We start from the raw sequence: 13,531 nt of genomic DNA, 5'->3' as shown, positions 1-13,531 counted from the left end.
TTTGGCAGTGCAATCGCCCCCTTCTTATATATATATTTACTATATCATCTCATGCATAGACTATTTAAGAGAAGTTTTCTATTGGCTCACCATTCTTTTCACCTTTGCATTAGAAACTGCCGTCGGCGATTTATTTTCTGAACAACTCGGTCTTGGTTATCTTCTTACAGAAATAACAGTCATCATTATCATCGCTTGTGTATTCTTAGCATGGAAATTCTTGAAACTTGATGGAATATTAGCGTTTTAGATTGCTCGCATTCTTACTCGTCCACTCGGAGCTTCTTTAGGAGATTACCTCTCTCAATCAACAAATACGATTGACGTCGTATTAGCGGCGGTTCGTACAAAAAGCCCAGATGTTAATATTACTTAAAAGATACCTGAGCTAAAGGTAGCCCCATAAATGAACAATATCGCTCGGCAGCCTTGATAATGCTCTCTTCTCTGCCTGTTAGAGAAGTAAACAAAATCAAATTCGATATCTATTCCTTTGCTCTTAATGGATCGTTTCCATATTCCGGCGATCTGACCATCGATGACGATAGTAGGCATAAACATTCCGTTATTACCGGGAATAATGCGGGGTGCATATTCAGCTCTTAATACCGCACTACGATCCTTATAACCGAGCAAATACTCATCGAACCCCGGAAGAAGATAGACGCTTGGTCTTTCCTCCATTGATCCATCTTGTAAAGACCCAGCCCACCAATACTCCTGACCGTTTATTTTATCCGAAACCAGACGGGACTTAGCAGCTTCGATCCCTTGTCGGGCATTTGAGAGCGTGATGCCTGCCCACCAGGCAAAATCTTGAACAGTAGCAGGCCCGTGGCCTGTAAAATAACGTTCGGCGAGTATCCCAATCGATTCTTCCATGGAGAATTCCTTGGCACTCGGCACCCACTCCTCCAACAATACAAAAGTTTGCTGCTTGCCTTCCCTCGGCCCCTGACAGATGAGACCCGATTGTGAAAGATACCAAAGAAGGTGATACCCCCGCTGGTTCTTCGTGCTGATCCCTTCTTCCTCCAACATTTGCATAAGCTGTGGTCGAGTTTTCCGTTTGTTCCCACACAGTACATCATAGAACATCTGCTTGACGCGTTCGATGATCTCCTGATTAAGTTCCAACTGCTTCTGTCTTCGAGCATCCTTAGCCAGAGTACGCGTAGCCAATAGTTTTAGCATCCATTTCACATCTTCCGCAGGAACAAAATGAATCGTACCGCGCATCGGCCAAGTCAATAAAATTTTATGATCTGCAATGCTTTGCTCGAATGTCCGCCACTGTACCCGATGACATGCGCAATCCAATGGCCCATAGAGCTTGATGATAGTCTTGTGCCTGCAAAGCACCCAGATGTTTTGCGACCTGTTCAGGCTTATCTGGCTTCCCTCCAGAGATAAGCTGATTGAATAAACGTAAATCAACAATGTTCTGCATGGTCACAGGCCTCCCAATGTAAATCGATGAATATTAAGAATCCGCCATAGGGCATCATTTTGAATTACCACTCACCTGTCGTATACATAAAAAGTAACCTTCGTCCCTGAATCTAACGTACTTTCAATATGAAGTCCTGTTCCGAAGTGCCGTTTTAGACGCTGATCCGTATTGATCAGACCAACTCCCGTACTGCGGTCAGCTCTTCTCTCCAGAATACGCTGCAATTGGACTTCATCCATTCCGATCCCGTCGTCTTCAACGGTTATTTCTGTATACGTGTCATAATTAGAAATTCGAATGATTACCTTTCCGCCACGGGAGCGCTTCATAATACCATGTCTTATCGCATTTTCAACCAAAGGCTGGATCGACAGGAAAGGTACTTTCAAGCCCTCACAGCCATCGACTTCCCATATCACCTCTAGTCGTTCATCAAACCGAACCTTCTCAATATATAGATAAGAGCGTACTAGACTGAGCTCCTCTTCGATGGGAACAAGTCCATCCATGTTCTGAAAGCTGAATTTACTTCTCAAGAAATGACTGAACTCATTTAGCAGATCCTGCATTTTACCCAGATTCACTTCACTTAATGCAGCGATTGAATTTAAAGCATTGAATAGGAAGTGAGGCTGAATTTGCGCTTGCAACCACGCTGCTTCTAACTGCAATTGTTCCTGTACATTTTGTTTTATCGTGACGAGCGCCTCGATTCGCAATCTTATTTCTAGCGCTTCCACTGGCTTCGTTACATAATCATTCGCTCCCGCTAGGAAACCGAATTGAATATCTTTCGGTTGGCTTCTCGCCGTAAGAAGCAAGATGGGAAGCTCCGTGAGTGTAAAACGCTCACGTATCATCTGCGTTAGTTCATATCCAGACATATGCGGCATCATAATATCAGAGATGACCAGATCCCATTCTTTGGCGTCCAGCATAGCCAGCGCTTCCTTACCGCTAGTTACCATCGTTGTATCATACTCATCCATGGGCAGTATAGCTTCAAGTACCTGAAGGTTGACGGGATCATCATCAACAACTAATATCAGCGGACGATCACGGTTCATTTCGTCTGAAGCTGTTGCCTTCATAACAAAGGGGATTTCCGCTATTTCCTGATCAGCTGAAACTTCCTCTCGTACGGATATAAATTCTGTAGCCATCTGTGCAAAGGAATCAGAAATCGAAAAAGTCTCATTCTCTACCTCGGCTCCAAAAGAAGCAAGTTGTAATGAGAATGTAAATTCAGAACCTTTGCCTAGGACAGACGATACTTCCAGTCTTCCTCCATGAAGCTCAACCAGTTGTTTGCTTATACTTAAGCCTAATCCAAAACCGCCTTCAATTATCGTCTCGTTCGTGGCTGCTTGCTCATATGGACGGAATAGACGCTTAAGCAAAACCTCATCCATTCCAATCCCGGAGTCGGTAATCACAATATAGGCTCTACTGTCCTTTTCAGAAGCTTGGATCGTGATTGTCCCTTCATTCGTATACTTCACAGCATTATGTAGTAAATTGAAGACGATTTGCACGATCCGGTTCTCATCCGCAATGACTGGAGGAAAATCATCCTCAACTTGATTAACAATTTGAACGGACTTCACTTCCGCATTAAATTGTAGCATATCAATAACCCCAGTTATGATCGGCTGAATGCGTATGGCCTTTTGCTGCATACGTGGATTTCCTTCCCGCAAGCTCATCACGTCAAGCAAATCGTTTAATATCAAGTTTAGGCGACGCCCTACAGAAAGAACCCTCTCAAGCTCATTGATACTTCTCTCCTGCAGCAGATGGCGCTCCCTCTTTAATACCGATTGTGACATGTTCAAAATACTATGCAGCGGATTTTTGAATTCATGTGATGTATTAGCTAAAAACTGGTCCTTATGGTCATTCATTCTTTGCAATGTGGCGGCAAGTTCCTTAGTATTCGCATGCATCTTGAAGTAATCTTTGAACCATACAGAAGCTAAGAAGCCCATCGAAATGATCATATCAAATGGATAACTAACTATGCTCATGCTGCTTTCCCGCCAGTATAATGCCCAGAGGAAATGATGGAATAGCGCTAGGATCGAACACAACAGCAACAAATGCTTTGTAATATCGAAGAAGACGATTTTAGACACCGAAATCAATGTGACCAGACCGGCAGTAAACGCAAGTAGCGTATACATCGGAAAGAACATAATGACCTGATTAATTTCTAAAAATAATGTAATTATAGCCGTTCCCAGAGTCAATGCCACATACAAAGGATATATTCTTCTCCAATATGGAAGTTCACGATGATTCGTACACTGTAGTAAGGCAAAAAAACCGACCATGAGAGAAATATTCGTTATCCGAAAATCCCAATCCAAGCTGATATAAAATAATTGATGGAACAACTTCTCATCATTACTGAACATATCAGAGAGTGCGAAGCATAACGTCAGCAGAGAGAAGTAGAGCAGTCTCCTCTCTTTGTTGCCTAGCACGTATAAAAGAAGTGCATACAAAGAGTGTATCAGAAATATGATGGCGGCCAGAAACTGCATGGAAGAAGAAATTTTCATATCTCTGTCGATGGCCGCTACTGAACCGAACTTAATTGAGCGCACAATGCCACTGCTTCGACTATCCACATAGTTCGCCGCCTGAATCACCAGATCGATCTCGCCGTTCTCATCAGCTGCAAAGTCGAAAGAATAGGGGAGATTTCTTGCCGTAGATTCCCCTTCGTCTCCCCACTTGCCCGGACTTAGCATGCAATCGACCATTGACGTATAACTCTGAGGATGAGCGTACGCTCATGATTCGAATGCTATAATTCATGTCATTCGCCGGATTCACATGAATGCGTAAACGATAGGAGCCATAACCATATGGTGTTGGTTCCTTGTAGTTCAGAGCTTCATCCCAACCCCCAGGGACATTGAGAAATCGAGGCGCTCTACCGTTCGGTATTTGTCCCGAATTCTCATTCATTAACCATTGTGAGGGGTAGAACTCCAACTCCCCATCAAGCAACAGAATATTTCCATCTTTTGCATCCCAATCACGTAAATCTAATTCCCCATTATGAATGGAAACCTGATCTCGATGAGGAGACACCTCCATCCATAAAATACGTAGACCAAATAGAGTAGCTACGAATAGTATTAACAATAGAACAACATGGCTTTTCTTCATGACTTCATTTGGCGAATTATCCGCCAAGGTACATTCCTCTCTTACTCATTATTTGTTATTACAAGCGCTTTAATCGAGTTTCATTTCCCTTGCCAAGGAAGAAGGAATCTCTTCCTTATCCACTATAACATCAATGACGAATGGCTTATTGAAACTTAATGCTTGCTTGAACACCAGATTAAATTCGTCACGTGTTGTACATCTTGCGCTATCTGCTCCCATCGAAGCTGCATAAGCGGCGACATCCAGAGGTTGCTTGAAAATCGTACCATCCGTTCGACCGGTAAACTGCCGCATTCCTTTCAATGCCATATCCAGCTGCCCATTATTAATAACGATAAATATCACTGGTAACTGCTCAGCCACACAAGTGGATATCTCAGAGCCTAACATAAATATACAACCGTCTCCTGTTAAACAAATGACGTTCCGCTCCCGATCGGCGAACTTGGCTCCAATCGCCATCCCAATCGCATTAGCCATAGAGGCAAAATAAGAATCAAAGAAAAATTTCACACCAGGCTTGAGATCCAGCCAACGGACAGCATGATAGCCATGGGCTCCATCATCGGCAAAGATCGTTGTATTCTCCGGAATGAGATCACTGACAGATTGACAGACTTCTGCGACAGAAAGAAACTCCAAGTCAGGGAGTGGATCATGGTAAGGTGTAGCTGTATGTAAATGGATTGGTTCATGAGGATAAATACGTAAAATCTCATCTAAATTGGTTCGTAAATCTCCAAGGACGGGTATGTACTCCGTTTGTATAATACCGCCCATAAATTCACGAGCGATATCAAACTGGATAACTTGCTGAGGATAGTGAGAACGGTCAAGACCAGCCAAGGCGGTATCACTTAGACGCGATCCCATTACCAATAGCAAGTCCACATCTGATTCTAGTAAATCCATAGCTCTTCGATGGCCACCTAAACCTAAAGGTCCGTAATAAAGAGGATGAGATGAATGAATGCTTCCTTTGCCACCCGGGGTTGTAACGATTGGTAAATGATACTTCTCTGCGAACTTGGCGAGTGACTCCTGTGCACCCGAGAGTACTACTCCCTTACCTGCAAGAATAACAGGGTTACGAGCATTTTGCAGCTGATCCACGACATCTGTCAGGTTGGTAGCTATGTAATCGATGCTAGTAGACGGTAAATGAATAGTTGTCTCACTGACAGATGAGATCATCACATCAAATGGAATACATAGATGCACAGGTCCTTTTCGTCCGGTCATCGCTTCACGCATAGCATAAGTGAGGATCGCAGGAAAAGCATCGGCTCGTGTCACCATCGTACTAAACAAAGTGACAGGTTTCATGATTTCTGCTAAATCAATACCGAATTGCGAAGAATCTTGGCATTGCGGGATTCCCATTTCAGCTACCGACTCATGTCCGGTAATAAAGAGCACAGGCAAGCAGTTCATTTTCGCATGTGCCGCGGCTGTAACAAGATTGGTGCCTCCCGGTCCTGAAGTTGCTACGACTATCCCCAATTTGTTATTCGTAAGCGCATAGCCTCCGGCTGCGAATCCGGCCCCACTCTCATGTCTTCCCAAGATGAATTCAATATCCTGGTTGCCAAATTCTAATATCAAAGGGGCGACCGATTTTCCTGGAATTCCAAAAGCATGTGAAATGCCAAGCTTGACGAAGGTCTCAACTAAGAGTTGCACAACATCTTTCACATAGAACACTCCTTTATGTTGTTGCATGTCAAAGGTAAATGAATATTAAAATCCGTACCTACACCTAGTCTAGAATCGATGGTGATTTCTCCATTATGATTATTAATAATTCGGTAAGAAACAGATAATCCGAGCCCCGTTCCACTGTCTTTGGTCGTAAAAAAAGGATTCTGAACTTTAGTCAGATTCTCTGGACTAATCCCAATACCATTGTCAGAGACAGTGATGATTAAACTGTTATCCTGTTTCCGCGTCTTCAAAGTAACCTTCTCGTTAGGCTTAGAAGCTTCAACGGCATTTTGCAAAATATTGATCAATACTTGCTTGATCTGTGCTGCATCGGCATATAAGATATCCTGATCAGTAGTGTAGAAACTTGTAGTAAATCTAATATCATGTAGCGTTGCATGCCCTTCCATAAATCGGAGTACACTTTCCAGAAAAGCATTGATTTCAATCGGTTTTATGATGGGAACGGATGGTTTGGACATAGTTACAAAATCGGATACGAGATTCTTAACGCGTTCCAATTCTTCTTGAACATAACCCATATAACGTGTAGTTACAGGGTCAAGCGGACGTGAGCGAGTGATTTGTACAAAGCCCATAATCGTAGTCAGCGGATTTCGTATCTCGTGCGCCAGTCCAGCAGCCAGTTTGCCAATCGCAGAAAGTTTCTCACTGACAATCACCTGTTGTTCAAGATAATACCGTTCAGTAATATCGCGAAACTGGGCATATGCTCCTTCAATTTTCCCCATCTCAAAGATAGGGATGATATCCACCAAACAAACTGTGTGTACCCCTTTCACGTCGTAGTGAATTTCGATATCCCGCTGCGGCTGTCCCTTCGTAATCGCTTCCAGAATATATGTTCCTAATTCAGTTATATGAAGCGAAGTTTGCCCGACCGAAATGCAATCCGGAATCATGTTAATCACAATCTTGTTAAAATCAACTATGAACCCCTGACGATCAACCAAGAGAATGCCCGTATCAAGGTTATTTACCATAAGATGATGCAAATCCAATTGACGCTGATTCGTTCTTCTCAAGATCAACTCTCGCGCCATCGAATCTACCATGTTTACTAGCATAGCTAGCGGATAATTGCTAAAATCAACGACGCTTGTCATCAGTGAAATCGTACCCTGCAATACCCCTTGTCCACCATAATCATCAGGGAAAGAAAAAGGAACACTGTGACACGCCGAATCGTGCAGAGCAAGATGGAAATGATCCGTTCCTACCGTCTGGAAAGGAATTTTCTTGTCAAGGGCGATAAGGGTTGCGCAAATACCCACTTCAGGCTCAACCAGCACACTCCCCTCTGTAATATTTAATTGCGATAAGTTCTCTTTCATGATGCGATCCCCGAAGGAATCAATAACGAGACCTTTATCATCCGTAACCAGGAATAGCACCATCTGACCATTTAGTAGCTTGATTGTGTTTTCTCCAATAATCTCCGTAACCTCTAAGATGTCAGCATAAAGCCTCTTTTGCTTCTGTAAGTGTTCGTCAGTCACCTTTGTTAATGGAGAAGGGACATCCGTCGGCTGCATTCCATTCTCGATACAACGCCGGCGAATTTCAGCAAGAATATTGTTTTCCATAAGATAGCCCCCTCAGATTAGCAAATTATACTATATTCTGAACATCTAATACTATATATTTTATCGGATCAATAGTAGATATTAATAATAATACTGCCTGGTGCGCTAAACTTGATAAACCGATCTATAAATGGAAAAAGCCGCTATACAGCGGCTATGTTAGATCTTCTCTTCTATTCTTGGTTTATCCGGTGTACATTCTGGATCATGTACCAAGCCTAATTGAGCTAGCTTCATTAAGTAATAGCACTCTTCCCTCATCATATGATCCGGTATAAGTGGTGAAATGCGGTCTAGCACTTCTGCCGACAGCTCCAAATCCTCCAGTTCTTTCAAAAAGGCCCTGAATATATTCATCTCCATGTCAACATCTATATGGAATCTCCGGAAAGCTGGGAAATCCCGAAGTTCTGTCCTCATGAAACCGGCCATTTCAATACTCTTCAAATAAAACTGTTGAAAATGTCCCTCAAAGGCCCGACTTCTGTCAATCAACCGCTTCTCAACAAAATCCAAATCACTGGATATAATTGCAGCATGAGCGGCTGCGTCAGACAGCCACAGAAAATCATGATGCAGCGCATCGAATTGTGGGACTGGCTTCCCCTCTAGTAAGCAGTTCAAAATACGCAAGTACTCCTCAAGCTCATTGACCATATGATTCAGGAAGGTTGGCGTCAACCCAATCGTAATTTGCTTGACGAGTTGACGTTCCAGAATGTTCAACTTGAATTGTCGCAGGTTTACGGTCAGACTGTAGGCATGCTTATTTAGCGTTCCAAGCTGAGCAACCGAATCTATATCACGCGTTTGATTGAGAAGCTGGTCGAAGGCTTGAATAAACTGATGTGCGGTTTGTATATCTGCTGTTTCTTTCGGTGAGAGTGTGTTGAAAATAAATCTTGAGTGATCACCTAAGATTTGCAGCCAGAAGCGATGCTCGAAAAGTGCCGATTGATCCAATGGAGAACCTCCTTTATTCGTTCTAAAGAAGGTGTATGACGATACTCGGAGGTAAATGATACAAATTTTTATTAAGCCGCTACTTCATGCAACCTCAACCATTCCAGTATTTTCCGGGCCGATTCCATGTATCTCTGTCCTACAAGCACGCCGGTGTGCGTCATATTCCATAGCCCGAGATAATCTCCGCGAAGCAGCTCTGCAGTTATCTTCCCATGGCGATCATCATTATCACTATTGACGGCTTTAATTACCAGACAAGGGCAAGAAATTGAAGCGTTGTCTATAGATATACCTTGTGATTCCGTTGAAAAAGAAAATGCATTGTACGCCTGGGTTGACTCCATGGCTAAGTACTTTCTTTGAAATTCAATATCCTCCGTAGATTCATCGATGCTGGAGAGCTCTTCACGTGCCGGGGCATGTACGATGATCTCAGTAATGGTCTGTGCTAATTCCTCGTATGGCGCTACATCATGAACTTCTCTGCTGATTACGGAGTCGATTAATACCAGACCAGCGAGTTTTACGGTCTCGGCCAGTTTCTGACCCAGAATTCCGCCCATGCTAAATCCGACTACAATCGGAGGGAACTTACACTCCTTCAAGATCTCTTTAATATCATCCAAATAATCCTCAAAAGTTATTTTCGTCATATCCAGTTGTCTGCTCTTGTAGTGACTTCTCACATTCATACAATAACAGGTCCAACCCTCACGAATAAAATGAGGAATGTATTTACTCCACATCCAGCTGCCTGTAAAGGCACCATGCACAAATAACAAAGGAGGTCTTAATTCATTTGTCTCCGCAAGGTCTTCTCCTTCAAATATTTCGAGAAACAAATCGTTCTCTCCAACGTACTTCTCTGTATGATGTGGTAATGATTTCGTATAGTCTTTCATATTGATTCCTCCATAATCATTTAGTTTGATATCAAACTATTCATTCAAAAAAAATTAGAAATTGTTATATATCTTTGATAAAACTCTAAGCAATTCTTCTTTTTCTTCATCAGAGATGTTGAAGTAAAATACATCTAACATGTTGTGGGATATCGATTCAAAGATCTGCTCTAATTCACTTCCTTTGGGAGTTAAGGCAACATAAACAACTCTCGCGTCTTCTTGGCTCCTTTCCTTAGTTACATATCCCAGTTGAACTAGCTTCTCAACAAGTGCAGTCACTGTCGACTTATCCTTATTGATCCTTTGAGATATATCGGCCATAGTCATTCTAGGCATATTAAGAAGTGCGTAAATGATATCGCCATGTGAAGTGCCTATGCCTTCCATCCCGTTCTTCGCCATCTCTGATACAATAAACCGATTGACTTTCTCTCTAATTTTCGAAATTAATGAAACAATGTCTCTTGTTTGCATGGCCCTATTATAGTTTGATGTCAAACTAATGTCAAAAGGAAGTAAGGTTCCATGTAGGATATAACGGCTCCCAACCATATACTGTCCTTGCTTTTACGTTCGATGCGCCTCGTTCCCAGCCCTGTCTTCCCTCTTGATATTCTGGAGCAGTGGCTTGCAGAGCTTCCGCGTAAACCGATAGCCACAGGGTTCCCGGAGCAGGCTCATTATCCACGATATTGATTGGACCGACCGGCCAATTCAAAGCCAACAATGCCGCATGGGCCGCATCCTCGACATGAAGAAATGACATCACTCCATCTGTTGCTGGGAGCTGATGATTCAACACCTTCTTCGCCATTTCACCATCAATGTCGTACCATGTTCCAGGACCATAAAACATCCCGTAACGCAAAATCACATGATCCGGGATTTCAGCCACCGCCCGCTCTAAAGCGATGATACCATCGATGTTTGATTTACGCGGTAAGGGAGCGTCTATATCGAGTGAGTCTTCTTCGCAAGCTGGCTGATCACCTGGTTCATATGCCCAGGCAATACTCTGTGCGATCAGTCGCTTCACCCCTGCGGCCTTCGCAGCATCCACTAAATTACGAGTCCCCTCAATTCTAATTCTGGCATTTTCCTTGAAGTCCCGATCACTTAATGAGGTGAGCTGATGTATGACAACATCAGGTCGGACATCCTTCATAGCAGAGAATACAGCTTTACGATCAAAAATATCAAGTACAAGGGCTTCTGCACCTGATGTACGAATAAGCTCTGTACTTTCCGTATTGCGGGTCATTCCAACAACTTCATGCCCCGCTTCCACCAATTTGGGGAGCAGCAGACGGCCGATCACTCCCGTTGCTCCTGCTACGAATATCTTCATATACTTGCCTCCAATTATAAATTCTAATTGGTAATTTTTATGTTAACACACTAGATTACTAACCATAAGTACAAATTATGATTTGAATTGAACAGACCTATTTTTAAACCAAGCCATCGTTTCTGTAATCGCTAGCTCATGTGGTGTTGTATCCGTACCAAACACTTTTTCATACTTACTCGAATCGACCATGAACGGTTTCTCAAATAAATAGAGCATCTCTTTGATCTCTCTCATATTGGCGTTGAACAAGGCCATCAGAGATACGAAGAATTTGGGCGCGACGCGGAATTTGGGCTGCTTACCAGCCGCTTCATAGATCATATCCACTATTTGTCTAGTCGTTAAGGTAGCTGCGCCCGGTATATGCCAGACCTGACCTAAAGCCTCTTCACGCTCTCCAAGTGTAACCAGGCCTTTCGCAAAATCGCGGATATATAGATATGTATGAGGAATATCGATATTTCCCAGCACTTCAGCGGGCTTGTCATCTAGCGCGGCCTGAAAGATTCGTTCGCCTAATGAGGAATCCAGCACTCTAGGACCGTAAAGTCAGCGCCGCGGCCTATTACCGCCCTTACCTTCCCACTATGATGCGCAGCCAGTAGCGCATCAGCCATTTGAGCGCGAGTTCTACCTTTACGCCCGATTGCGTCATTCGGCAATTCTTCTGTAAGTACTTCATACTTACTTCCATACATATATAGATTATCGCCATAGACAATTTTGGCTTCTTCCCCTGCGGCTGCATCAATGATGCCCTTCATGATTGGCGGGAACTTCTCCGGCCATTCAGTATAAGGCGCCTTGGCGCAATGATATATAACTGAAGCCCCCTTGCAAGCTTGACCGATGCTTACGACATCAGCGGCATCCCCTTTAACGACTTGTACTCCTGAAGGTACAGTCGCCCTACCACTTCTATTCACCATCCTTACGCTTTTCCCCTATGTAGAAGCTCCTCCATAACCGCCATCCCTAGCGGTCCTGTACCAACCACAACATGCAACCCATCATTCCCTGTAGCCATTATAAATCTCCCTTCCCAATATTGAGATCATAAATCTGATAAGGCAAATTATAATATAAAACTTTACTTGAGTAAATAAATATATTTATGTAAATAATAATGACTATTACTACAGTTGGATTTCACAACAATATAAAAGCTAAAAAGCCAACACCGTATTAAACGGCATTGGCTTATTTGTATAAGATCAGCACTTGATGATGATAGTTCCAGATTAATTCATGAATGATTTTCTAGCAATTGAAGATGAGCTTCATAGAATCCGATAATATCGGTAGAAGCATATTGTTGAGCAGTCAGAAAAGAACCATAAAAAATCGTGAACAATATCTTCACCGCAATTTCGACGGATATTCCCTGCTTGAGCTGCCCCGATCCCTCAGCTTCAATCATGCTGCGTTTAAAAAGATCGTAAAGATTCGGTGTCTTACCTCCTATTTCCTCTTCTTGGGGGAACAAGAGCCGTATCTCAGCTTTACTTAAATCCTGAAGAGCGGGATGCATTTTCATCTGCGCGAGGAAAGAAATCAAGCTTGGCATAACGCCAGTGATCGTCTCGGCTTGCTCTCCTACTTTGTACAACAAATGCCTGATAGCATCGAAACTATGCTTATTCATGTTCTCGATTTCAATGATCCGTTCTGTGAGCCATATTTGCATGAAATAGATAAGCACATCTTCTTTTTTCGGAAAAAATTTAAAGAAAGTAACACGCGATAACTCCGCTATCTGACAAATCTCCTCTACCATAACTTCGTGAAACATCTTATCTTCCATTAGAGACAGACTAGCTTCATATAATGCAATTTTAGCTCTCGCCTTCTTGATCTCTCTTAAAGAAATATCCGTATTAGCCATGCTCATCATCCTATTAATTTAGTTAACTTATATTAATAAATTAACTAATGATAATCAAGCTTGTCAATCATTCACTCTGCGCAGCCCTCCCTCTCTCTTATCCTGCTTATGCAGCCAAATGCCGCAATAGCCAATCCCCCGCTCACTGCAGTCGACAAGGAGAAAGCTCGAACATAGTCTTCCAGGCTGGCTTCCGCAAGTGGGGAGCGCAGAGCAGCCGAGAATAAAATGCTAATTAATGCTACTCCAAAAACATTCGCCAAATACATCAAGGTGGTGAACAGCCCGAACCGGTCCCGGCCAATGTCGGGGGCACCTGATGCAGGATCATATTAGCCAGCGGCGTTGTCGCCATGCCCAAACCTAGCCCATATACCAAGAGAATCATAATATTTTGCCAATGGAATAAATGTACGGCATCAATGTGCAAGGACCAGATCAGTATAAATAAACTGGCTCCCATCGTAAGCATCCCGG

General features: G+C 43.0%; 14 protein-coding genes and 1 pseudogene. 1 reads left to right on the top strand and 14 read right to left on the bottom strand.

Going from position 1 to position 13,531, the window contains the following annotated elements; genetic code table 11:
* Window positions 1-7 precede the first annotated feature (7 nt).
* Window positions 8-250, top strand: coding sequence for a COG4705 family protein (locus tag RE628_RS13455; RefSeq protein WP_309159460.1), 243 nt, complete (start codon window positions 8-10; stop codon window positions 248-250).
* 122 nt (window positions 251-372) lie between these two features.
* On the opposite strand, the gene RE628_RS13450 is transcribed toward RE628_RS13455, so the two are convergent.
* From RE628_RS13450 to RE628_RS13385, 14 genes and pseudogenes are all read right to left on the bottom strand, one after another.
* Window positions 373-1,251: a winged helix DNA-binding domain-containing protein gene (locus RE628_RS13450; RefSeq protein ID WP_309159137.1), complete on the bottom strand. Its 879-nt coding sequence runs from the start codon at window positions 1,249-1,251 to the stop codon at window positions 373-375.
* Between the two features lie 7 nt (window positions 1,252-1,258).
* A complete protein-coding gene (locus tag RE628_RS13445) occupies window positions 1,259-1,450 on the bottom strand; it encodes a hypothetical protein (RefSeq protein WP_309159136.1) in 192 nt (63 codons plus the stop codon).
* A 71-nt stretch (window positions 1,451-1,521) separates the two neighbouring features.
* Window positions 1,522-4,660, bottom strand: a pseudogene (locus tag RE628_RS13440) (ATP-binding protein).
* 42 nt (window positions 4,661-4,702) lie between these two features.
* Window positions 4,703-6,331 carry a thiamine pyrophosphate-binding protein gene (locus RE628_RS13435; RefSeq protein WP_309159135.1) on the bottom strand — a complete coding sequence of 543 codons (1,629 nt, stop codon included), beginning with the start codon at window positions 6,329-6,331 and terminating at the stop codon, window positions 4,703-4,705.
* Complete coding sequence (locus RE628_RS13430; RefSeq protein ID WP_309159134.1) at window positions 6,328-7,947, bottom strand: ATP-binding protein; 1,620 nt, start codon at window positions 7,945-7,947, stop codon at window positions 6,328-6,330. The genes RE628_RS13435 and RE628_RS13430 overlap by 4 nt, the downstream gene beginning before the upstream one ends.
* 159 nt (window positions 7,948-8,106) lie before the next feature.
* Window positions 8,107-8,910: a DUF2935 domain-containing protein gene (locus tag RE628_RS13425; RefSeq protein ID WP_309159133.1), complete on the bottom strand. Its 804-nt coding sequence runs from the start codon at window positions 8,908-8,910 to the stop codon at window positions 8,107-8,109.
* 71 nt (window positions 8,911-8,981) lie between these two features.
* A complete protein-coding gene (locus RE628_RS13420) occupies window positions 8,982-9,815 on the bottom strand; it encodes an alpha/beta fold hydrolase (protein WP_309159132.1) in 834 nt (277 codons plus the stop codon).
* A 54-nt stretch (window positions 9,816-9,869) separates the two neighbouring features.
* On the bottom strand, window positions 9,870-10,220 hold the full coding sequence (locus RE628_RS13415) for a MarR family winged helix-turn-helix transcriptional regulator (RefSeq protein ID WP_309159131.1): 351 nt from the start codon (window positions 10,218-10,220) through the stop codon (window positions 9,870-9,872).
* Between the two features lie 103 nt (window positions 10,221-10,323).
* Entirely contained in the window at window positions 10,324-11,166 is an 843-nt protein-coding gene (locus RE628_RS13410; protein WP_309159130.1) for an NAD-dependent epimerase/dehydratase family protein, read from the bottom strand.
* Between the two features lie 75 nt (window positions 11,167-11,241).
* A complete protein-coding gene (locus RE628_RS13405) occupies window positions 11,242-11,703 on the bottom strand; it encodes a Rossmann-fold NAD(P)-binding domain-containing protein (protein WP_309159129.1) in 462 nt (153 codons plus the stop codon).
* Window positions 11,685-12,098, bottom strand: coding sequence for a Rossmann-fold NAD(P)-binding domain-containing protein (locus RE628_RS13400; protein ID WP_309159128.1), 414 nt, complete (start codon window positions 12,096-12,098; stop codon window positions 11,685-11,687). The genes RE628_RS13405 and RE628_RS13400 overlap by 19 nt, the downstream gene beginning before the upstream one ends.
* Window positions 12,099-12,415: 317 nt before the next feature.
* Complete coding sequence (locus RE628_RS13395) at window positions 12,416-13,054, bottom strand: TetR/AcrR family transcriptional regulator (protein WP_309159127.1); 639 nt, start codon at window positions 13,052-13,054, stop codon at window positions 12,416-12,418.
* 71 nt (window positions 13,055-13,125) lie between these two features.
* On the bottom strand, window positions 13,126-13,317 hold the full coding sequence (locus RE628_RS13390; RefSeq protein WP_309159126.1) for a hypothetical protein: 192 nt from the start codon (window positions 13,315-13,317) through the stop codon (window positions 13,126-13,128).
* A 5-nt stretch (window positions 13,318-13,322) separates the two neighbouring features.
* Entirely contained in the window at window positions 13,323-13,526 is a 204-nt protein-coding gene (locus tag RE628_RS13385; RefSeq protein WP_309159125.1) for a hypothetical protein, read from the bottom strand.
* Between the last annotated feature and the right edge of the window lie 5 nt (window positions 13,527-13,531).

This window comes from Paenibacillus sp. D2_2 (assembly GCF_031199965.1).
GTDB lineage: Bacteria > Bacillota > Bacilli > Paenibacillales > Paenibacillaceae > Fontibacillus.
This window is presented reverse-complemented; position numbering and strand designations above follow the sequence as displayed.